The 18771-nt window shown below is 71.3% G+C and carries 16 protein-coding genes and 1 pseudogene; 7 read left to right on the top strand and 10 right to left on the bottom strand.

The annotated features are described in order from the left end of the window. Positions 1-36: 36 nt before the first annotated feature. The 7 genes and pseudogenes from G5C51_RS02795 to G5C51_RS02765 all read left to right on the top strand — a co-directional run. Positions 37-471: pseudogene (locus tag G5C51_RS02795) on the top strand (GNAT family N-acetyltransferase); the annotation flags it as partial. A 145-nt stretch (positions 472-616) separates the two neighbouring features. After that, positions 617-1978, top strand: a complete 1362-nt coding sequence (locus G5C51_RS02790) for a hemolysin family protein (RefSeq protein ID WP_165230939.1) — start codon at positions 617-619, stop codon at positions 1976-1978. Beyond that, the gene (locus G5C51_RS02785) at positions 1975-2991 is read left to right on the top strand and encodes a hemolysin family protein (RefSeq protein ID WP_165230936.1); all 1017 of its coding nucleotides are present in this window, start codon (positions 1975-1977) and stop codon (positions 2989-2991) included. The genes G5C51_RS02790 and G5C51_RS02785 overlap by 4 nt, the downstream gene beginning before the upstream one ends. A gap of 24 nt (positions 2992-3015) precedes the next feature. Continuing rightward, positions 3016-3789, top strand: coding sequence for an SGNH/GDSL hydrolase family protein (locus tag G5C51_RS02780; protein WP_165230933.1), 774 nt, complete (start codon positions 3016-3018; stop codon positions 3787-3789). 24 nt (positions 3790-3813) lie between these two features. After that, positions 3814-5244, top strand: a complete 1431-nt coding sequence (purB, locus tag G5C51_RS02775) for an adenylosuccinate lyase (protein WP_165230930.1) — start codon at positions 3814-3816, stop codon at positions 5242-5244. Between the two features lie 47 nt (positions 5245-5291). Next, positions 5292-5792 carry a G/U mismatch-specific DNA glycosylase gene (gene mug, locus G5C51_RS02770; RefSeq protein ID WP_338117991.1) on the top strand — a complete coding sequence of 167 codons (501 nt, stop codon included), beginning with the start codon at positions 5292-5294 and terminating at the stop codon, positions 5790-5792. Between the two features lie 75 nt (positions 5793-5867). Beyond that, the gene (locus G5C51_RS02765) at positions 5868-7091 is read left to right on the top strand and encodes a sensor histidine kinase (RefSeq protein WP_165230927.1); all 1224 of its coding nucleotides are present in this window, start codon (positions 5868-5870) and stop codon (positions 7089-7091) included. A 129-nt stretch (positions 7092-7220) separates the two neighbouring features. Here G5C51_RS02765 and G5C51_RS02760 read toward each other — a convergent pair whose 3' ends face one another. The 10 genes from G5C51_RS02760 to G5C51_RS02715 form a co-directional block, all read right to left on the bottom strand. Then, positions 7221-8558, bottom strand: coding sequence for a hypothetical protein (locus G5C51_RS02760; RefSeq protein WP_165230924.1), 1338 nt, complete (start codon positions 8556-8558; stop codon positions 7221-7223). A 25-nt stretch (positions 8559-8583) separates the two neighbouring features. Next, positions 8584-9273 carry a hypothetical protein gene (locus G5C51_RS02755; RefSeq protein WP_165230921.1) on the bottom strand — a complete coding sequence of 230 codons (690 nt, stop codon included), beginning with the start codon at positions 9271-9273 and terminating at the stop codon, positions 8584-8586. Between the two features lie 21 nt (positions 9274-9294). Then, the gene (locus tag G5C51_RS02750; RefSeq protein WP_165230918.1) at positions 9295-9888 is read right to left on the bottom strand and encodes an NADPH-dependent F420 reductase; all 594 of its coding nucleotides are present in this window, start codon (positions 9886-9888) and stop codon (positions 9295-9297) included. 12 nt (positions 9889-9900) lie between these two features. Continuing rightward, complete coding sequence (locus tag G5C51_RS02745) at positions 9901-10662, bottom strand: type 1 glutamine amidotransferase domain-containing protein (RefSeq protein ID WP_165230915.1); 762 nt, start codon at positions 10660-10662, stop codon at positions 9901-9903. 231 nt (positions 10663-10893) lie between these two features. Further along, positions 10894-11457 carry a hypothetical protein gene (locus G5C51_RS02740; protein ID WP_338117990.1) on the bottom strand — a complete coding sequence of 188 codons (564 nt, stop codon included), beginning with the start codon at positions 11455-11457 and terminating at the stop codon, positions 10894-10896. Beyond that, positions 11454-12302, bottom strand: coding sequence for an SAM-dependent methyltransferase (locus G5C51_RS02735; RefSeq protein WP_165230912.1), 849 nt, complete (start codon positions 12300-12302; stop codon positions 11454-11456). Before G5C51_RS02735 ends, G5C51_RS02740 begins: the two co-directional genes overlap by 4 nt. A gap of 9 nt (positions 12303-12311) precedes the next feature. Then, complete coding sequence (locus G5C51_RS02730) at positions 12312-13526, bottom strand: damage-control phosphatase ARMT1 family protein (protein ID WP_165230909.1); 1215 nt, start codon at positions 13524-13526, stop codon at positions 12312-12314. A 101-nt stretch (positions 13527-13627) separates the two neighbouring features. Then, entirely contained in the window at positions 13628-16894 is a 3267-nt protein-coding gene (locus G5C51_RS02725; RefSeq protein ID WP_338117989.1) for a S8 family peptidase, read from the bottom strand. A 185-nt stretch (positions 16895-17079) separates the two neighbouring features. Next, a complete protein-coding gene (locus tag G5C51_RS02720; protein WP_165230903.1) occupies positions 17080-17817 on the bottom strand; it encodes an ABC transporter permease in 738 nt (245 codons plus the stop codon). 4 nt (positions 17818-17821) lie between these two features. Then, positions 17822-18751, bottom strand: a complete 930-nt coding sequence (locus G5C51_RS02715) for an ABC transporter ATP-binding protein (RefSeq protein WP_165230900.1) — start codon at positions 18749-18751, stop codon at positions 17822-17824. Positions 18752-18771 lie beyond the last annotated feature (20 nt).

Raw genomic sequence — 18771 nt, 5'->3', positions numbered from 1 at the left:
TAATCCCCTGGCCCGCCGGGCCGGCATTCTGCTTGGCTCGCGTCCATGAGTGATCTCCGCATACGCCACGCCTCCCCCGCCGATCTGCACCCCGTGCTCGCCTTCTGGAAGGAGGCCGCGGAGGGTACGAGCGTCAGCGACGACCCGGACGGCGTCGCCGCGCTCATCGACCGCGACCCGGAGGCGCTGCTGCTCGCCGAGCGCGACGGGGAGCTGGTCGGCACGGTGATCGCCGGGTTCGACGGCTGGCGCTGCCACCTCTACCGGCTGGCCGTGCACCCGGACCACCGCCGCCAGGGCATCTCCGGCGCGCTCCTCCAGGCCGCCGAGGAGCGGTTCGCGGCGCTGGGCGGGCGGCGGCTCGACGCCATGGTGCTGGAGCGGAACGAGCTCGCCCACCATGCCTGGCGCGGGGCCGGGTACGCGCCACAGGAGCAGTGGCGCCGGTGGGTGAAGCCGCTCCCGCGGTGACCGCACTTTGCCGGTCCTTTAACATTGATCCTTCCGTCACCCGTATCCGAGGAAAGGTGTGAGCGTCCACTGATGGACGAGCCTCCAAGTCCCTGCCATCGCGCCACCCCGCCCGCTCCGGCGATCATGGGACGGTGGTGACCCGATGACCGAAGTGATCCTCCTCGGTGTCGCGCTGGCCCTGACGCTGGCGTGCGGCATCTTCGTGGCCGCCGAGTTCTCCCTCACCACCGTCGAGCGCGCCGACCTGGAGCTCGCCGTGGACCGCGGCGAGCGGGGCGCGGAGAGCGCCCTGAAGGCCGTACGCAGCCTCACCTTCCAGCTCTCCGGCGCGCAGCTGGGCATCACCGTCACCAACCTGGTCGTCGGCATGCTCGCCAAGCCGTCCATCGCCGCGATCATCCAGGGCCCGCTGACCGCCGTCGGCGTGCCCGAGGGCGCGGTCGGCGGCCTCGCGCTGGCCCTCGGCACGGCGATCTCGACCGTGCTGCTGATGGTCGTCGGCGAGCTGGTGCCGAAGAACTGGGCGATCTCGCAGCCGCTGCCCATCGCCAAACGGGTGGCCACCTTCCAGCGCGGTTTCTCGGTCGTCTTCCGGCCCTTCATCAGCCAGCTCAACGGCACCGCGAACCGCCTCATCCGCGCCATGGGTATGGAGCCCGCGGAAGAGCTCGCCTCCGCCCGCAGCCCGCAGGAGCTCATCGCCCTGGCCCGGCACTCCGCCAAGGAGGGCTCCCTCGAGGCGGACCAGGCGGAGCTGTTCGTACGCACCCTGCACCTGGCGGAGCTGACCGCGGAGAACGTGATGACGCCGCGGGTGCAGGTCATGGCCCTGGATGTGCACGCCACCGCCGAGGACGTCGCCAACGCCTGCCGGGCGACGGGCCTGTCCCGCTTCCCCGTCTACCGCGAGTCCCTCGACTCGGTCGTCGGCATCGCACACATCAAGGACATCCTCGCGATACCGGCCGACGAGCGCGCCCGCCGCCCCGTCACCGCCTTTCTGCGGGAGCCGGTGCTGGTGCCGGAGACGCTGCCCTGCGACACGCTCCTCGACCGGCTGTCGACGGCCCGCTCGATGGGCGTGGTCATCGACGAGTACGGCGGCACGGCCGGCGTCGTGACCATGGAGGACATCCTCGAGGAGGTCGTCGGAGAGGTGCGCGACGAGCACGACCCCGACGAGACCCCCGACCTGGCCCCGGCCGGGACCGGCACGGACGGCCGCCGGCTGTTCAACGCCGACGGCGCCGCCCGCTCGGACCAGTTGGAGCGGATCGGGCTGCGCGCCCCCGAGGGCCCGTACGAGACCCTCGCCGGGCTCATCGCCACCGAGCTCGGCCGGATCCCGGCCGACGGCGACACCATCGAGGTGGCCGGCTGGCGCCTCGACGTCGTCGACGCCACCGGGCGGCGGGCGGCACGCGTCGTGCTGCACGCGCCGCTGCCCGAGGACGAGCCGGCGGCCGAGCCCGTGGCCGCCAAGCGGCAGGAGGCGCGCCGATGACCACCATGATCCAGCTGCTCATCGGCCTGGCGACGCTGGTCGTCAACGCCTTCTTCGTGGGCGCCGAGTTCGCGCTCATCTCCGTACGCCGCAGCCAGGTCGAGCCGCACGCCCGCGAGGGCGACCGGCGGGCGCGGCGGGTGATGTGGGGCCTGGAGCACGTCTCCACGCTCATGGCCACCGCCCAGCTCGGCATCACGCTGTGCACCCTCGTCCTCGGCATCGTCGCCGAGCCGGCGATCGCGCATCTGCTGGAGCCGGTCTTCCACGCGGTCGGCATCCCGGACGGGCTCGCCCACGCGGTCTCCTTTGTGATCGCGCTGGTGCTCGCCACGTACCTGCACATGCTCTTCGGCGAGATGGTGCCGAAGAACGTCGCGCTGGCCGATCCGGTACGCACCGCTCTGCTGCTCGGCCCGCCGCTGGTGGCGATGACGCGGGCGCTGCGCCCGGTGGTCTTCGCGATCAACGCGTTCGCGAACGCGCTGCTCAAACTGCTGCGGGTGGAGACCAGGGACGAGGTGTCCGCGACTTTCTCGGACGACGAGCTGGCCCGCATGGTGGCCGACTCCGGCGAGGCCGGACTCATCGACGACAAGGCGACCGGTCGCCTCCAGGAGGCCCTGGAGCTGGGCCGCCGCCCGGTCAGCGAGGTCGTGCTGCCCAAGGAGGACGTGGTCTCGGCGCGGTTCGGGATTACCCCGGAGGAGCTGGAGCGGATGTCGTCCGAGTCGGGCTTCTCCCGCTTCCCGGTGGTCGACGATCTGGGCCGCATCCTCGGCTATCTGCACGTCAAGGACGCGCTGAACGCTCCGGTCCGCGACCTGCCGTTCCCGGTCGGGGCGCTGCGGCGGATCGCGCGGGTACGGGCGTCGATGCCGCTCGACGACGTGCTGACGGCGATGCGCGGCTCCAGCACCCATCTGGCGGCCGTGACGGGCGAGGACGGGCGGCTGGCCGGGCTGGTCACCATGGAGGATGTGCTGCGGGAGCTGGTGGGGCGGGCGGCGTGACCGCGGCGTAGGATCACCTGCGCCATGGAGACATCTGTTCAATTCACCAGTTTCGTCGCCGTCGGGGATTCCTTCACCGAGGGAATGTCGGACGAGCTGCCGGACGGCAGCTACCGCGGCTGGGCGGACCTGCTCGCCGCCCGGCTCGCGGCCGCCTCCCCCGGCTTCCGCTACGCCAACCTCGCGGTGCGCGGCAAGCTGATCGGCCAGATCGCCGACGAGCAGGCCGAGACCGCGGCGGCCATGGACGCCGACCTGGTCACGCTGGTCGGCGGCCTCAACGACGCGCTGCGGCCGCGCTGCGACATGGCACAGGTCAAGGACCGCCTCGCCGAGGCGGTCGAGCGCCTCGCCCCGCATACGAAGCAGCTGGTGCTGATGCGCAGCCCCGGCCGGAACGGGCCCGTACTGGACCGGATGCGGCCGCGGATGGAGGAGCTCTTCGACCACGTCGACGACCTTGCCGCCCGGCACGGCGCCCTGGTGGTCGACCTGTACGCCTCGAAGGCCCTCTCCGACCCGCGGATGTGGGCGGTCGACCGGCTGCACCTGACCGCCGAGGGCCACCGCCGGGTGGCGGAGGCGGTGTGGCAGACCCTCGGGCTGCCGCCGTCCTTCGACTGGGACCAGCCGCTGCCGCCGGCCGCCCCGGTGCCCTGGCTGGCGCGCCGGACGGCGGACGTGCAGTTCGCCCGCACGTACCTGGGCCCGTGGATCGGACGCCGCCTCACCGGCAGGTCCTCGGGCGACGGCAGGCCGCCCAAGCGGGCGGACCTGCTCCCGTACGACGGGCGCTGACCGGGGGCCGTAGAATTCCGCTACGTGAACAAGCCGCGCATCCCCAATGTCCTGGCCGGTCGCTACGCCTCCCCCGAGCTGGCTGTCCTCTGGTCCCCCGAATACAAGGTCACGCTGGAGCGGAGGCTCTGGCTCGCCGTGCTGCGGGCGCAGAAGGACCTCGGCATCGAGGTGCCCGAGACGGCGCTCGCCGACTATGAGCGGGTGCTCCCCCAGGTCGACCTGGCGTCGATCGCCGAGCGGGAGAAGGTCACCCGGCATGACGTGAAGGCGCGGATCGAGGAGTTCAACGCGCTCGCCGGGCACGAGCAGATCCACAAGGGGATGACGTCCCGGGACCTCACCGAGAACGTCGAGCAGCTGCAGATCCGGCTCTCCCTCGAGCACATCCGCGACCGCACGGTGGCCGTGCTGACGCGGCTCGGCAAGCGCGCCGGCGAGTACGGCGAGCTGGTGATGGCCGGCCGCTCGCACAACGTCGCCGCGCAGGCGACCACGCTCGGCAAGCGCTTCGCGACCGCCGCGGACGAGCTGCTGGTGGCGTACGGGCGGGTGGAGGAGCTCCTCGCCCGGTATCCGCTGCGCGGCATCAAGGGTCCGGTCGGCACCGCCCAGGACATGCTCGACCTGCTCGGCGGCGACGGCGCCAAGCTCGCCGAGCTGGAGCGGCGGGTCGCCGCGCACCTCGGCTTCGGGCAGGCCTTCACCTCGGTCGGCCAGGTCTACCCGCGCTCCCTCGACTACGACGTGGTGACCGCGCTGGTGCAGCTGGCCGCCGCACCGTCGTCCCTCGCCAAGACGATCCGGCTGATGGCCGGGCACGAGCTGGTGACCGAGGGCTTCAAGCCCGGCCAGGTCGGCTCGTCCGCGATGCCGCACAAGATGAACACGCGGTCGTGCGAGCGGGTCAATGGGCTGGCCGTCATCCTGCGCGGGTACGCGTCGATGACCGGCGAGCTGGCCGGCGACCAGTGGAACGAGGGCGACGTGTCCTGCTCGGTGGTGCGCCGGGTCGCGCTGCCGGACGCGTTCTTCGCGCTGGACGGGCTGCTGGAGACGTTCCTGACGGTGCTGGACGAGTTCGGGGCGTTCCCGGCCGTGGTGGCGCGCGAGCTGGACCGCTACCTGCCCTTCCTCGCCACGACGAAGGTGCTGATGGGCGCCGTGCGGGCCGGGGTCGGCCGGGAGATCGCGCACGAGGTCATCAAGGAGCACGCGGTCGCCTCGGCGCTGGCGATGCGCGAGCAGGGCGCGGAGCGCAACGAGCTCCTCGACCGGCTCGCGGCCGACGAGCGGATCCCGCTCGACCGGGCGCAGCTGGACGAGCTGATGGCGGACAAGCTGTCCTTCACTGGTGCGGCGGGCGACCAGGTGGCCGCCGTGGTGGCCCGTATCGAGGAGGTCGCCAAGCAGCATCCGGAGGCCGCCGCCTACGCGCCCGGGGCGATCCTCTGACACCGCGTTTTACGACTCAGGAGCTGGAGACCGCGCGGGGGCGGCTGGTGGACGATGTGGCCGCCCCCGGGCTGCGGGTGCTGTTCTGCGGCATCAACCCGGGGCTGATGTCCGCCGCCACCGGCCACCACTTCGCGCGGCCCGGCAACCGCTTCTGGCCCGTGCTGCACCGCTCCGGCTTCACGCCCCGGCAACTGCGTCCCGACGAGCAGCAGGAGCTGCTGTCGTACGGGCTCGGCATCACCAATGTCGTGGCGCGGGCCACCGCGCGGGCGGACGAGCTGAGCGACGACGAGTACCGCGAGGGCGGGCGGCTGCTCGCCGCCAAGGTGGAGCGGCTGCGGCCGCAGGTGCTCGCGGTCGTGGGCGTGACCGCGTACCGGATCGCCTTCGGCGAGCGGAAGGCCGCCGTCGGGCCGCAGGAGCGGGAGATCGGCGGGACGCGGGTGTGGGTGCTGCCGAATCCCAGCGGGCTCAATGCGCACTGGACGCTGGAGACGATGGCGGCCGAGTACGGGCGGCTGCGGCAGGAGACGTCGCAGGGCTGAGCCGCCCGGGGCGGTGGCCGCGATCTGTCGCGTATATCCTTCATGTCGGAATTGAATGAAGGAAGGCGGCTGCCGATGCAGACGGACGACCGGCCGCTCGCCGTCGGCGGGGCGGATGCCCGCTGGCTGGCCTTCGTCATGCAGCTGACGTACTGCCTGCTGCTCGGCTCCGCGATGATCCGCTTTCTGCTCCGGCACTCGGACGAGAATCGGGCGCCCTGGGTCATCGCGCTCGCGGTCGCGCTGACGGCGCTGTACTTCCTGGGCCCGCGCGCCGGCCGGGGGGCGACGCCGTGGTCTCCGGTGCGGCTGGCCGCGTGGTTCGGCGGGATCATCGCGTTGTGGGCGCCGCTGGTGCTGCTGGCGCCGAGCTTCGGCTGGGTGGCGGTGCCGCTGTTCTTCACCGCGCTGCGCACGCTGCCGCCGCGGGCCGCGTACGGGCTGATCGCCGTGCTCACCGCCTTCGTCATCGGCGCCCAACTGCAGCTCTCCGCACGCTTCGACATCGACCTGGTGGTCGGCCCGATGGCGCTGTCGGCGTCCGCGACCGCGCTCTTCATCTACATGCAGCGCCAGGCCGCCCGCCAGGAGACCCTGATCACCGACCTGGTCCGCACCCGCCGCGAACTGGCCGCCACCGAACGCCGCGAGGGCACCCTCGCCGAGCGCCAGCGGCTGGCGATGGAGATCCACGACACCCTCGCCCAGGGCGTGTCCAGCCAGCAGATGCTGCTGCGCGCGGCACAGCGCCTGTGGGAAGCCGACCCGGGCAAGGCCCGCGGCCACGTCGACACCGCCGTCTCCATCGGCGAGCACAACCTCAGCGAGGCGCGCAGGTTCGTACACGACCTGGCGCCGACGGACCTGGCGGGGGGTGGGGGGCTCGCGGCTGCCCTCTACACCCTGGCCGAGCGGGAGTCGGGTGAGCGGCTGTCGGTGCGGGTGCATGTGGACGAGGCCGGTCATGGTCCCCTGCCCGAGCTGCCGGAGCTGGTGCAGTCGGCGCTGCTGCGGATCGCGCAGGGGGCGCTGGCGAATGTGCGCGAGCACGCGGGGGCCACGACCGCGGTGCTGACGCTGACCTGTCTCGATGATCAGGTGGTGCTGGATGTCGCGGACGACGGCCGGGGCTTTGACGCGGCGGCGCTGCCGGAGGGCCCGGACGGGATGCGCGGGCACGGGGTGCCGGCGATCCGGGCGCGGCTGAAGCAGCTGGGTGGGCGGCTGACCATCGAGTCGTCGCCGGGTGAGGGGACGGTGGTGTCGGCGGCGGTGCCGCTGGAGCGGCGGGAGGGGTGAGGGGCCCGGGCCTGAGAACCTGCGTGTGCCTCCAACCACCTAGGCAGTCGTCATCTTGTCCTCGACGTTGGTAATCCGTGGGGATGGTTTGCGCTTCATCGCGCGTCACGCCGTGCTCTGTCATGTCGCTCATGCGGTCGGCTCCTGCCCGGGCGCAGGCCGGTCGAGACGCATGCGGCTGCGCAAGCTGTAGGCCAGGCGGGGTAGTTCCGAGCCGCAGAGCGCGAGCTCGGATACGGCGATCACGGCCACCCGATAGCCGGGCTCTTCTACCGCGCTGATCCCCGCACCCAGGCTGAGCACGGCCATCAGCGCCGCCATCGGGCGGTCCGCCACCCCCATGACCGACTCCGGGAACCGGCTCGCCTGCCGCGCCCGGGCCGCCGGCATCTGCCCCATCAGACTCGCGTCCGCCTCGGCAACCGGGTCGACGGGCCACGACACACCCTTCGCCGTGGCCCGGTCCTCCGCCTGCAGCCCACCGACCGCCCGCAACTCCTCCCACCGCCGCTCGCCTTCAGGACCCGCGAACCACCACCGCCACGGCAGCGCCCCGCGCACCTGCCCGTCCGGTCCGCACAGCTCGACGCCCACAGGCTCACCTGTCTTGCGGTCCATGTGCCGCACCAGCCGGGTCACACCATGCGCCCCGGACCGCGCCAGCCGACGCTCGTGTCCCACGCTGTCCACCAGCACGATCTCCTGCGGCTCGACCCGCACGGCAGCGGTCTCGCAGAACCGCACCGTGGCACCCGCCCCGGCCGCGGGCGACGGAGAGATCCGGGTGCCGCCCGCTTCGGCCGCTCCGCGCTCGCGCGCGGCGTGGGCCGACCGGACAGCGAAGTACGCGACAGGACCGGCGAGCGCCGCGACCGCCGCCAGCGCCAGCAGCCACGGCGCGTCGGGCCGCAGCAGCACGCCGACGAACCAGGCCACCGCCCACACCACCGTGGCGGCGACACGCACCACCGAGTACCAGGCGGGCAATGCCATCGGCAGCCGCAGCGAAGTCCCGCCCGCTTCGGCCGGGACCCGGGAGACGCTGACCGCAATTCCCGCCCGCTTGCACAGCGCACCGGCGCCGCTCAGCGCGAGCAGCCGCTCGCCTCGTACGGGACGGATACCGAGCCGGTCCCCTTCGGGAACCCAGTCGTCGAGGCGCAGTCGCACGACAACGGCCCCGGCGGCGTCGAGGAACAGCAGCTCCCCCCAGCCGCCGGGGGCCGGCGCGGCCATACCACCGCCGACCGACTCCCCCGGCTTGTCGACGAACACGGCCTTGACGATGCCACCCTCGCCGACGGGAAAGCTCCGCCGCGCCCCGTCCCGTCCGGTGGCCACCAGCGCCGACCCGTCGAAGGAGACCCGGCAGTTGCGGACGATGTCCAGCCCGGGGCGGCCCTGGCCGGCCGGCCGCATGGCCGGTTCCGCGGAGGTGGCTACGGACGGGGTCGTGCGTCGGGACATGTGCTGGCTCTCTGCTTCTTCTGAGTCACGCCTCGTCGTGCCAGGGGAAGCCATCGGGGTTGGCTGCCGCGCGGGTCCTGACCTGGTCATCGTCATGGCCGCGGATGTGGTCGAGGAAGGGGAAGTCCTCCGGGTGTACGTCGAGTTTGGCGACGGGGGTCACCGGTAGGGGACTTGCCCATTGGGGCAGCTGTATCGAGGCGTCGCCGACCTGTATCCGCGGCTGCAGTTCGAAGGTGTCGGCGGGTAGCAGGTAAACCGTGCCGGCCCGCCAGGGCTGCTGCTTCAGCGCCCGCGCGCTGATGGAGAAGTAGTAGTGCGGGTCGCCGAGCTGCCCGCTGCTGCCGTCGGCGACGCGGGCGCAGCCATTGATCAGCGACATCGGGTGGCGTTCCCGGTCCAGGACCGCGTAGTACATCGGCCAGAGCCCGTCACCGGCGGCGAAGACCGCGCACCGATTGCCGAACTCGCTGGTGTCGTCCGGCTGCCGCGGTTCGAAGCGTTTGATCGCCGGGTCGCCGGAACCGTGCAGCACAAGGGTGCCGCGATCCGCGGCATGGCAGAGGAACTGCCACTTCGGCGCCTCGAGCCGGTAGTCGATGGGCACGTCGGGGCCGTCCGCGAGCGCTTGCTCGAGCAGCAGGTCGAAGGATTCCGACGTCCTGCGATCGGGGCGCGGTTCGGGCCGCGACATCCAGTACGCAGGCAGCTCCATCCGAGCAACCTATCGTCAGCCTCAGGGCCTGCTCAACGTCCGGAATGCCAGCTCGCGGCCGTGCCCTTGCCCCACCGCCAGTGCGAACCACAGCCGCAGGACGCCGTCCACCACGTCCTCCTGCCCCTCCCCCACGTACATCGGCCGCAGCCCGACGGCCGCGATCAGCTCCTCCACGGCCGCGCGGTCGTCGACCGGGGCCGAGAAGAACAGGTCGGCGGCGATGCCGTCGAAGCGCGGGTCGGCGAAGTTCTCGCCGCCGAGGGTGTTGAAGGCGCGCGCGTACCGGGCCCCGGGTGCGTACTTCGCGACCTCCCGCGCCTTGTGGGCGACCGGCCGCCCGACGTCGTTGGTGGCGTCGACGACCAGCCGCCCGGCGAGCGCGTCCCCGTACCTGCGCAGGAAGTCCTCGACGGCGGCCGCCGGCTGCGTGAGCACCAGCGTTCCCGCCGACTGCACCGCCGCGCCCACCGAGACGACCTCCGCGCCGCTGCTGCCTGCGACGCTGCCGTCCTCCGGATGGCGCGAGCCGAAGACCGTCGGGATGCCCGCGCGCGCGAAGGCCCGCCCGAGCGTGCCGCCGACAAAACCCGTGCCGATCACTGCCGTGGTCATCCGGCCGCCCCCTCAGACGCCGATCGCTGCGAGCACCGCACGCGCGACCTCGCGGCTCGAATACTGCTGCTGCCCGGTGATGAGCCGGCCGTCGCGGACGGCGAACGGCTTGAACAGGCCGGCGCTGACGAAGTGCGCGCCGCGCTCGCGCAGCGCATCCTCCAGCCGCCACGGCATCAGCCGTACGCCTGCGGCCGCGTTGCTGTAGTCCTCTTCGGCGTTGGAGAAGGCGGTGACCGTACGCCCCCGCACCAGCGGGGTGCCGTCGGTCAGCTCGCAGTCGACGAGTGCGGCGACGCCGTGGCAGTACGCGGCGACGATCTTCTCCGCGTCCCAGAAGGCCCGTATCACCTGGTGCAGCGGCTTGCTGTCGCGATACCCGAACATCGGTGCCTGCCCGCCGGCGATGAGCAGCGCCTCATACCGCCCCGGGTCGAGACTGTCGAGGGCAGGTGTGTCCGCTAACAGCTGGGTCAGCTCAGGGGTGTTCACGAACCCCATCGTGATCAGGTCCTCGGCAGACCACTTGGACGGATCGCGGGGATCGGACAGGCCGTCCATGACGACTTCCCCGCCGGCGGGCGAGGCGATGGTGACCCGGAATCCGGCCTCGGTCAGTTCGTAGTACGGATGGGTGAGCTCGGCACCCCAGAAGCCGACCGGCCAACCATGTTCATTGACAGCAGGGTTGGCGGCCACCAGCAGAATCTCGCGGGGGTGTTCGGTGCGACGGTCTACGCGGGCGCGGTGCGTGTCGCCATTGGGAGCAGACATAGCGGCAATAACCTCCGATTAGGCTGCAACTTCCGCGCACATTACTCGTCTTGGCCCATTACCGCACCGACTGTCATGATGCTTACAAATTGGACGCCAGGCTTCCGTAAGACAGCTCTCTGCCCCACACGTTCCCGCCACTTATCCCGGAGCCCGGCGCTGGAGCTCGACGGCGTCGAACAGCGCCCAGCCGTGTCAGCGGGGACGTACATCCGTCATACAAGGAAGACGTCAGTCGGCCCGCGGGCTGTGGAATCCAGGCGGTGGGTCGGTGGAGACGTCCAGGATCAGCTGACGCAGCGCCGCGGCGGAGGTAGGGGCGAGGCGATAGATGCCCTGCAGGCTGATCGAGCGGAGCAGCCTGCCGTCTTCGACGTGCTTGAGCTGGCGCTCGCCGCGGCGGGAGGTGAACGTCAGCTGTTCAAGGAGCTTGGGTGGCACGGTGGTGTCGAAGTCGAGGACGGAGCCGGGCGGGCCTATGAGGACCTCGCTGACGCAGCCTGTCTTCAGCGGCTTCCAGTGCAGCAGTTTGGTGTAGTCGTCGTCGGCCAGGTCCTGCCCGGCGTCCTCGTACGGCAGGATCCGGGCAACCTCCATCGTCCCCAGCACATGCAGCCGGCCGCGCCGAGCACGCAGCGGAACGATACGGTCCCCGGCCTCGACGCCGGCACGCCGGAAGCTCGGCAGCGACTGGTGCGGGCCGCCGAACAGGATCGTCAGCCGCTGACCGGCGTAGCCGGACTTCTCCAGCTCCCGGCACAAGTCGTTCGTCCAGAGTGTTGTGTACGTACTCACCGCTTGCGGCCCACGCCCCCGTACACCGACACCTCCGCGTCCGTGACGGCACCCGCGGTGCCGACCGCCGGGGCCTCCGGGCGCCAGCGGGGCAGCGACTGTACGCCCGGGTCCACGAGTTCGAGGCCGTCGAAGAAGCGTTCGACCTCCGGCTTGGTACGGACCTGCATGATTACGCCGCTCTTGCGGTAGATCGCCGCCACGCCTTCCCATGCCTTCGGATCGAAGTCGCCGGTCAGGTGGGACAGGGCGAGGAAGCTGCCCGAGGGGAGGGCAGACAGCAATCGCTCGGCGATATCCAGCGGACCGGCCTCGTCCGGGACGAAGTGCATGATGGCGATCAGCAGCAGGCCCACCGGGCGCGTCAGGTCCAAAGTCGCCTGTAGCTCCGGGGCGTTCAGGATCGCTTCGGGATCGCGGAGGTCGGCCTCGATGTACTTGGTGCGGCCCTCCGGGGTCCCCACCAGCAGCGCGCGGGCGTGGGTGAGGACGATGGGGTCGTTGTCGACGTAGACCACGCGGGCGGCGGGGTTCGCGGCCTGGGCGACCTCGTGGACGTTCGGCGAGGTGGGCAGGCCCGTACCGACGTCGAGGAACTGGTCGATGCCCTCCTGGGCCGCCAGGTAGTGCACGGCCCGGCGCAGGAAGGCGCGGTTCTCGCGCGGCGGTATCAGGCTGTTCGGGTTGGCCCGCTTGCCCGCTTCGGCCGCGGCGCGGTCGGCGGCGTAGTTGTTCTTGCCGCCGAGGAGGTAGTCGTACACGCGGGCCGGGTGCGGGCGGTCCGTACGCAGGTCACGGATGTACTGCGGTTCCTCGGGCGAGGGCATTCTGTCACCGTCAGGCATCCGCCGACCCTAGCCAAGAAGTTGACGCTCGGTAACCCCGTGCAGCTGCACCAGGGCGTGGGTGCCGCTGGTTCGCCAATCGCTGCCGGAAGCCTCAAGCTCGTCGAGGCGCTCGGGCGCCATCCCGACGATGACGTCGGATTTCAGGGTGCGCAGCGCGGCTACCGGGCTCGGGAAGTACGCGGTCGTCCGCTCGAACGGCGTGACGGGATCCCATGCTCGATCGCCCACCAGGCGCCGGTAGTTCAGGTCGCCCTTGAGGATCGTCAGCGCGCATTCCGCCAGCTCGTCGTGGAGGTCGGCGGGCATCCGGTTGAATTCCAGCGGAGCGCAGAAGAAGGAGTGGGCGCGGATTTCGAGGGGGCCTGTTGCGAGAGCGGACCACAGTCGCTGTCCGACCGCCCCGGCTTCACCAGGTGCCGCCGCCAGGCGGCGGAGGTGCTCGAAGGTGTCGGGGGCGGTGGCGTCCGAGACGTAGTACGGATACGGCTTGACGTACAGCACCACCCGCTCGGCATGGTGGCGCAGCAGATGGTCGATGAGGACCAGGTCCGGGATGAGCTCGCGGCCCACGTTGTCGGCCAGGACCGCGATCGTCCCCGGGGTGCCGGCGGCCAGGAGGTCCCACAGGCGCGTCCGGTCGTCGACGACCAGGCGCTCGTCGCGACGCTGCTCGGCGGGCGCATTGCTGGAGGCGGCAAAGCCGAGGTCGGCCTGATTGCCCCACAGCGACGACTGCAGCAAGACCTCCCCGCGTTCCCGCTCCCGCTCCGCCTGCCGCGGGAGCTCGTCGAGAGCGCGGAGCTCGGCGTCGACGTCTTTGCTGTGCAGCTCCGCCTGCTTCGACGGAGCGAAGATGTCCACACCGCGCCAAGGCCCCGACTCGAAGTAGCCGGTGGCGGCCAGGAGCTTGCGGTAGAAGTACGACTCGGCCCACAGGAACGGCGCATCGAGCCACGACTGTCCGTAGTAGCCCTGCGCCCAGTCATTCCAGATGCTGTGATCGTCCGCAGCGTCGTCAAGCGGCGTGATCTCGTCGCGCGCGACGTCGGCTTCCAGCCGGTCCAGCGCGCGATGCTGCCGAGGGCCGAGCGGAATGGCGTCCCGTACCTGCCGGATCAGCGCCGGATGCCGCCTCGTCAGCACGCCCCGGGCGAACGAGCCGGGGACATTGCTGCGGATCTCCGCAGGAGCTTCGGTGGCGTCGGGGTGGTGCGCGGTCATCGACGGGGCCTCTCGATGCTGTCCGAGGTGGTCTGCGGGGCGGAGACTCCGACGCTACAGGCAGAAGGGCGCCCGCCTCCGGGAGGCGGGCGCCCTCGTGTTCAGCGGCCCAGGAAGGCGTCGTGCACGGCGATCGTGGACTTGTTGTCCTGCTTGTCCACGACCTCGGCCCGTAGCGATACGGACTTGCCGGCCGCCGGGGTGGTCAGTTGCACCTTGCCGTCGCGGTAGCGGAGTTCCTTCCAGGTCTTGGCGCCGTCGTAGCTTGCTTCGATCTTCAGGGACTTGAGGTTGTCGCCGGCTGCGGAGCCCTGGATCTCGACCGGCATCCGGATGTCCTCATCGGCGGCGATCTTGTTCTCGAGGTCGACCTTCGGATGGAAGCGGACCGTGGAGGCCGCCAGATTCCCCTTGTCGCCGCTCTTGGAGCGGAACGTCCAGCTGCCGTCGATCCGCGTACCCACCTGGAACATCTCCGGGTCGCGGACCTGCGACGTGGTGATCGTGTACTCGGCGTCCTCCTTGACCGCGTCGAACGAGGTGGCGCTCAGGTCCTCGTCGCTCTCGGAGATCTTCTCGCCGTTGCGGTAGAAGGCCGTGGTCGCCGTGACCCCCTCCGAGCGGCCCTCGTGCCCCGCACCGTCCGCGAACATGGACATGAAGGCGTAGATCAGGTCGCCGGAACGGACGATGCCGTCCCGCTCCTTGATCACAGGCCCGAAGACCCCGGTGTTGAAGTCCATCCGGTACGTCCGGCCGGCCTCGTACTTCCCGGAGAAGATCTGGTACGAGACCTCCGTGGGCAGCCAGCCGTTGGGCAGCGGGGGCCCGATCTGGTCGGCGAAGGTGGTCCACGTGGCGTTGTCCTCGGTGGACACGTACAGGTGCCGCGTGGCCTCCGCCGGGACGAACTGACCGCTGGTGAAGCCGCTGAGACCGGGCGTCGTACCGCCGGCCGACAGCCAGGCGGTCTTGCCGGGGGCGGCGGCGCCGAGGCCGGCGTCGATCCGGGCCAGTTCACGCCGCTGCACGTGCTTGGTGAAGCCGTCCGAGAGGCGCTTGGCCGCACCGCCGTAAATCAGCGAGTACTGGGTGTCGTCGCCCTTGGTGAAGTCGGCGTCCCACACCTGGTTCAGCGTCTGGCCGTCAGCCATCTCGGGGCCCAGGTGGGCAGAGCGGAAGCCCTGGTAGGTCTCCAGCCGCCAGCCGAAGGTCACCGGGTAGGACTTGCCGTCCACCTCATACGCCGCATAGGCCTGGGCCGCCGTCGCCTCGTCGTCCGGGACGGTGATGTCGACCGCCTTGGCCGTCCGCGCGTCCAGCGTCAGCTCCTTGTCGCCGTCCACGGTGAGCCGGGGCTGCGCGATCCAGTCGAGGCCCTTGGTGACGTCGCCGCGGTCGGCGATGACGATGCCGTGCACCGTGTAGTCGCCCTTCGGCAGCCGCACCGTGGTGGACTCGCTCGACTCGTCGAGGGCGAACTCCTTGCCCGCCGCCTCACCGGTCAGCCCGGTGACGTAGGTCTGGAACTGCCCGGCGGCCGACCCGTCGCGGCCCAGGTGCTTCAGCGAGACCGCGTACGAGGCGATCTCCCGCTCCACCGCGACCGCCGTGCGCACGGTCTGCTCGCCGCCCGTCGCCGTGACGGCAGCGGTGTACTTGCCGTCGGGCGCCTCGACCTTGGTGTCCGCAGTGACGGTCGCCTCGGCGGTGCCGCCCGCCGGCACGGTGACCTGAGCCGGGGTGGCCTTGAACATCCCCTCCGGGGCGGCCGCGCCGTCGGGGCCCTTCCCGGCGATGGCCAGGTCCAGGGTGACGGGCTCGGTGCCGGTGTTGCGGTAGGTCAGGGTCCGGTTGATCGGCTCGTCGTCGTCATGCGGCCAGGCGGCCTTGCCGAGGCTGAGGGAGGTGGGGGTGGCGTAGACGCCCTGCGCGATGGCCTTGTCCACCTGGATACGGCCCGAGCCCTGCTCGAAGGCGGTGAAGCCGGTGTCCTTGGTGGAGCCGGTCAGCACGCCCCGGAGTTCGGCGGCCTTCCACTCCGGGTGCTGCTGCTTCAGGATGGCGGCCGCGCCCGCGACGTGCGGGGTGGCCATCGAGGTGCCCGAGATGGTCATGTAGCCCTCGGGGTTCTCGCCGACCTCCTGCGCGATGGAGTTGCCGGGGGCGGAGGCGGCGGTGATGTCCACGCCGGGGGCCGTCACGTCCGGCTTGATCGCGCCGTCGCCGAGGCGCGGGCCACGGCTGGAGAAGTCGGCCATCTTGTCGGCGTCGTCGACGGCGCCGACCGTGAGGGCGCCGTCCGCCGAGCCGGGGGTGCCGATGGTCTCCGGGGCGGGGCCGTCATTGCTGGCGGCGACGGTGAACAGCACGCCCTCGTCGGCGTACTTGTTGACCGCCACCTCCATGGGGTCGAGGCCGGGCGCGTCCGTGCCGCCTAGGCTCATGCTGACGATGTCGGCGCCCTGGCCGACCGCCCACTCCATGCCGGCGATGATCTGCGAGTCGCTGCCGCTGCCCTCGTCGCTCAGCACCTTGCCGTCGAGGAGCTTGGCGCCGGGCGCGACGCCCTTGAACTTGCCGCCGCCCTTGGCGCCCGTACCGGCGATGGTGGAGGCGACGTGGGTGCCGTGGCCCTGGCGGTCCTTGGTGTCGGCGGAGGAGGAGAAGTTCTTCTCCGCGGCCTGCTGGCCCGCCAGGTCAGGGTGGGTCTCGTCGACGCCGGTGTCGAGGACGGCGACCTTCGCGCCCTTGCCGTCGTAGCCGGCGGACCAGGCCTTGTCGGCGCCGATCTGCGGGACGCTGACGTCGAGTTGGGCCTTGACGGTGCCGTCGAGCCAGACGCGGTCGATGCCCGCGGTGGCGGCGAGAGTGGAGTTCTCGCCTTCGCGGGTCAGCGCCTTCCAGAGCTTCGGGAGGTCGTCCTGCTTGGTGGTGACGGCCTCGGCGTTGAGGGACTCGAGCCGGTGGCGGACCTTGGTGCCTTCGGTGGCGCGCACCTCGTTACGGGCGGTGCCGGCGCTGCCCTTATAGCCGACGATGACCTTGAGGCCATTCTTGTACGACTTGCGGGACGCGGAGGTCGCCAGTCCCGTGACGTCGAAGAGGCGGCGGTCCAACTTCCCGCTGGAGACGAGCCGCTGGGCGTCGAGCGGGACCACGTAGGAGTGGTCGCCGTCGGTCCGGGTGTGCACCGGGATGTTCTCGCGGCCGGGGGCCGGCTCGAAGCCGGTGACCTTTCCGTCCGTCACCTGCGCCATGTCACCGGTGATCAGCTGCACGCGGTGGGTGGGGGCCTTCTTCTCGGCCGCCTTCGGGGCGTCCGAACCGGCGGTGGCCGGTGCGGAGACGCCCGTTGCAGTCGCCACGGCCGCTATTGCGGCCGCTATGGCGATGCCTGCTCTTCCTGCCTGGCTTCGCACGTGAGTCCTCTGCAGATCAGGGATTTTGGGATTCCAAAATTCGCGTGCGCTGCAGTATTCACAGTGTGAGACAAGCGATCAAGAGTGCGAACCGGTGCATTCGCCGCGACGTCAGGCCAGTTCAGCGGCGTTCAGGCGTCCCGGCGGCGCAGCGACCACCAGCCGGCGAGCGCCGCGGCCGCGGCCCAGGCGGCGGTGACCGCCAGGCCCGCCCACGGGTTGAGGGAGGCCGGCGGGTCGGCGTAGATGATCTGCTGCCCGGCACGGTCCGGCAGATAGTCCGCGACGCCGGCCGCGCCCGTACCGATGACGAAGGACACCACGAGGATGAACGGGATGAGGATGCTCAGGACCGCCATCCCGCTGCGCAGCACGGCGGTGAGGCCGGTGGCGAAGACCGCCATCAGGGCCAGGTAGGCGGCGCCGCCGACGCACGCGCGCAGGGCGCCGTCGTCGCCGATGGACAGGGCCTTCTCGCCGAGCAGGGCGCCGCTCAGGAAGAAGGAGCCGAAGGTGGTCAGCAGGCCGATGGCGAAGGCGAGTCCGGCGACGTTCGCCAGCTTCGCGGCGTAGAAGGCGCCGCGGCGCGGCACCGCCGCGAGGGACGCGCGGATGCCGCCGGACACGTACTCGGACGACAGTGCCAGGGTGCCGAAGGCGATGGCCGCGATCTGGCCGGGGCTCATGCCGATGAAGACCGAGAACAGCGGGTCGAAGTCCCCGTTGTCCGATTCGGCCTCACCGAACGCCCCGTTGGCGAAGGCGCTGAAGCCGACCGTCAGCAGCAGCACGGCGGCGAGCGACCACACGGTGCCGCGCAGGGTCTTGATTTTGATCCACTCGGAGCGGAGTACGGCGGTGGCGGGCATCTTCTCAGGCCTCCTGGGGGACGGCGGTGAACTCCGTGGCGGATGCGGTCAGATCGAGATAGGCCTGCTCGAGGGTGGCCTCCTCGGCGGCGAGTTCGAGAATCGGGATACCAGCGCGGGCCGCCAGCGGGCCAATGGCGTCCACCTCGGCGTCGTCGACGTGCCAGCGGCCGTCGTCGGAGCGGACGGGGTCGTAGCCGTGCTCCTTGAGCAGCGCGCGCAGGCGCTCGTCCTCGCTGGTGCGCACGCGCACCCGCGGCCGTACGCGCGAGGCGATGAAGTCCTTCATGGGGGTATCCGCCAGCACCTGGCCCCGGCCCAGGACGATCAGGTGCTCGGCGAATGCCGCCGTCTCGCCCATGAGATGGCTGGAGACCAGGACCGTGCGGCCCTCCCCCGCCAGCTGGCGCAGCAGCTCGCGGATCCAGATGATGCCCTCGGGGTCGAGGCCGTTCGACGGCTCGTCGAGCATCAGCACCGGCGGGTCGCCGAGGAGGGCGGCCGCGATGCCCAGGCGCTGGCGCATGCCGAGGGAGAACGTCTTGACCCGGCGGTCGGCCGCCTTGGCGATGCCGGTCATCTCCAGCACCTCGGCCACCCGGCGGTCCGGGATGCGGTTGCTGGCGGCGAGGGCCGCGAGGTGGCCGCGGGCGGTGCGGGAGCCGTGGGCGGCGCCGGCGTCGAGGAGCGCGCCGACCTGGCGGAGCGGCTCGGTGAGGGTGGCGTACGGGCGGCCGCCGATGGTCGCCGTGCCGGAGGTGGGGCGGTCGAGGCCGAGGACGAGGCGCATGGTGGTGGACTTGCCGGCGCCGTTGGGGCCGAGGAAGCCGGTGACCCGGCCGGGCTCGACGGTGAAGGTGACGCTGTCGACGGCGCGCACCTTTCCGTAGACCTTGGTCAGGTCGCGCACTTCGATGGCTGTGGCTGCTGTCATGGCCGCCACGATTCCGGTTC

Source organism: Streptomyces coryli (assembly GCF_011044975.1).
Classification (GTDB): Bacteria; Actinomycetota; Actinomycetes; order Streptomycetales; family Streptomycetaceae; genus Streptomyces; species Streptomyces coryli.
This window is presented reverse-complemented; position numbering and strand designations above follow the sequence as displayed.

Bases quoted from the DNA above. Each gene is read 5' to 3' on its own strand.
- G5C51_RS02790 (WP_165230939.1), top strand. From the start codon at position 617: ATGACCGAAGTGATCCTCCTCGGTGTCGCGCTGGCCCTGACGCTGGCG.
- G5C51_RS02785 (WP_165230936.1), top strand. From the start codon at position 1,975: ATGACCACCATGATCCAGCTGCTCATCGGCCTGGCGACGCTGGTCGTC.
- G5C51_RS02780 (WP_165230933.1), top strand. From the start codon at position 3,016: ATGGAGACATCTGTTCAATTCACCAGTTTCGTCGCCGTCGGGGATTCC.
- G5C51_RS02765 (WP_165230927.1), top strand. From the start codon at position 5,868: ATGCAGACGGACGACCGGCCGCTCGCCGTCGGCGGGGCGGATGCCCGC.
- G5C51_RS02760 (WP_165230924.1), bottom strand. From the start codon at position 8,558: ATGTCCCGACGCACGACCCCGTCCGTAGCCACCTCCGCGGAACCGGCC.
- G5C51_RS02755 (WP_165230921.1), bottom strand. From the start codon at position 9,273: ATGGAGCTGCCTGCGTACTGGATGTCGCGGCCCGAACCGCGCCCCGAT.
- G5C51_RS02750 (WP_165230918.1), bottom strand. From the start codon at position 9,888: ATGACCACGGCAGTGATCGGCACGGGTTTTGTCGGCGGCACGCTCGGG.
- G5C51_RS02745 (WP_165230915.1), bottom strand. From the start codon at position 10,662: ATGTCTGCTCCCAATGGCGACACGCACCGCGCCCGCGTAGACCGTCGC.
- G5C51_RS02735 (WP_165230912.1), bottom strand. From the start codon at position 12,302: ATGCCTGACGGTGACAGAATGCCCTCGCCCGAGGAACCGCAGTACATC.
- G5C51_RS02730 (WP_165230909.1), bottom strand. From the start codon at position 13,526: ATGACCGCGCACCACCCCGACGCCACCGAAGCTCCTGCGGAGATCCGC.
- G5C51_RS02720 (WP_165230903.1), bottom strand. From the start codon at position 17,817: ATGCCCGCCACCGCCGTACTCCGCTCCGAGTGGATCAAAATCAAGACC.
- G5C51_RS02715 (WP_165230900.1), bottom strand. From the start codon at position 18,751: ATGACAGCAGCCACAGCCATCGAAGTGCGCGACCTGACCAAGGTCTAC.